1 protein-coding gene and 1 pseudogene are annotated in these 2,024 nt (G+C 59.0%); both read right to left on the bottom strand.

The genetic code is table 11. The features are described from left to right. Nucleotides 1–477, bottom strand: a pseudogene (locus tag ACXJ5O_RS25365) (haloacid dehalogenase-like hydrolase); the annotation flags it as partial. Nucleotides 478–544: 67 nt separating this feature from the next. Next, the coding region (locus ACXJ5O_RS25360) for a sulfatase-like hydrolase/transferase (protein WP_457302322.1) at nucleotides 545–2,024 on the bottom strand (1,480 nt) is incomplete at its 5' end.

The following is a 2,024-nucleotide window of genomic DNA, read 5'->3' as shown; positions in this document are numbered from 1 at the left end:
CTTCTTGAACCGGGGGTCACGCGCAATTGCAATCCAGTCGGTTACGATTGTCTGGAACTCGTTGCTTGTCATTCCGGCATGCGTCGCCATGATGATTTCCAGCAGCCCCTTTTCGCCCGATGCGGCCAGGGTCTTCATGTCGCCTTCGAGCACCGCCTTGAACGGCTGCGTGTCCTTCCATTCCGGATGCGAAGGGGCCTCGGCCTTCACCCGGTCAAGGGCGAAGGCGAGTTGGGTGTACATGGGATGCTCGACCCATAAGGTCCCGTCATTGTCGAACACGGCGATGCGTTCTGGTTCCGCGACGAAGTCTGAGCCCTGCTTGGTCACCTTCTCGACGAAGGCAATGACAGCCGCCTTTGGTGCCGTGTCGTTCCATGACGGCAAGGGGTCCGTCTGAGCCTGCGCCGTTGTGGCAGCCAGCAGGATGAGGACACCAGTCAGTATCGACCTTAAAAGTGCGTTTGACGACAACATGAGAGTTCTCCATCACGAATGGGATCGAGGAAGCGGACGCCCATGGTCGTCCGCCGGCAGTGCTCGGCTATTCGCCGGCTCGGCGCTCCGCACTCATCTGCTTCACCTGCTGGACGACCTGCTCAAGATTGTAGCTCGCAGGGTCCTGCATCGGTGGGAAGTCGACGTAGCTTTGGAGTTCCTTCAACCACAGCACCTGGCCGATAGGCAGGAGGTTCCAGTCGTAGATGTAGGCGGTGACAGGCCCGGCGAGCGTACCCCCTTGGCCCATGAGGGTCTTGATTTGCTGCCCTACCGAGGTTTCGAACGGGTCGCGCTTGATGTTGACGACCTGGGTCCAGTGGTAGGGAACCACACCGTTGAGGAAGCCTTCCGGTGAATCGGACACCATCGCGAAATACATCTTCCAGTTCTTGTAGCGGACGGCGGAGGGATCCTTGCCCGAATAATAGAAGAACGTATCGCGGGCGGATTTATCCGATTTACCTTCAAGATATTCGCGCTGATTGACGCCGTCGAGCGTCGTCTTGACAATACCGGGATATGTTCCTTTTTCGACCTGTGCCTTCAGCTCGTTGGCCTTTGGACCACCGGCTATGTCGACCAGGGTAGGAAGCCAGTCAAGCGAAGCAAAGATGTCATTCTTCACGGTTCCGGGTTCAATGTGGCCAGGCCAGCGTACGACCAGCGGCGCACGCATGCCACCTTCCCAGGTAGTCAGCTTGCCGCCCTTGAACGGGGTTGTGCCGCCGTCAGGAAAGGTGATGGTTTCAGCGCCGTTGTCCGTGGTGAAGACGATGATGGTGTTGTCCAGCTGACCCATCTCCTCCAGCTTCTTGAGCACGTAGCCGATATTGTCGTCCATCTGCTTCATGCCGGCTTCGTTGACGCCCCAGTCCTTGCCGCCGGGTTCGCCCACCATGCCCATGTATTTGTCGTTCAGGACTGTAGTGACGTGCATGCGTGCGGGATTATACCAGGCGAAGAATGGCTTGTTGGTCTTCTTCGGGTCGTTGCGGTCGAGGAAGTCGATGAGGTGGCTGGAGATTTCCTCGTCAACCGTCTTCGAGCGTTCCAGCGTCAGCGGGCCTTCGTCCTTGCAGGTTTGGTTGGCGGCAGTGCCGTCGGAGGACTTGCACGCCAGCATCGGACGCGGCGGCGTCAGGCAAATCGTTGTCTTGGGATCAACGGCCGCTGGATCTTCAGTAAGGCCGGGGATCGGCGTGTTCTTGCAGGGCGGTGCAACCGTCTGCTCTGTCGGTGTCTTGTTGATGTCGGGGAAGCTAACGCCTTGCATGGCGTCGAGGTGATAGAGATATCCCCAGAACTCATGGAAACCGTGAGCCGTCGGCAGGGAGTCCGTGTGATCGCCCAAATGATTCTTGCCGAACTCTCCGGTGTTGTACCCGAGGTCACGCAGGAACCATGACAAAGTCGGCGTTCCGGGCTTGAGGTAAGAGGGACTGCCCGGCAGCTGCGGCGGGATCATGCCCGTGCGGAGGGGGTGCATCCCGGTCAAGAACGCGTTGCGCCCCGCCGTGCAACTC

The organism is Phyllobacterium sp. P5_D12 (assembly GCF_054049495.1).
Note: the sequence above shows the minus strand (reverse complement) of the source record. Positions and strands in the feature narration are given on the sequence as shown.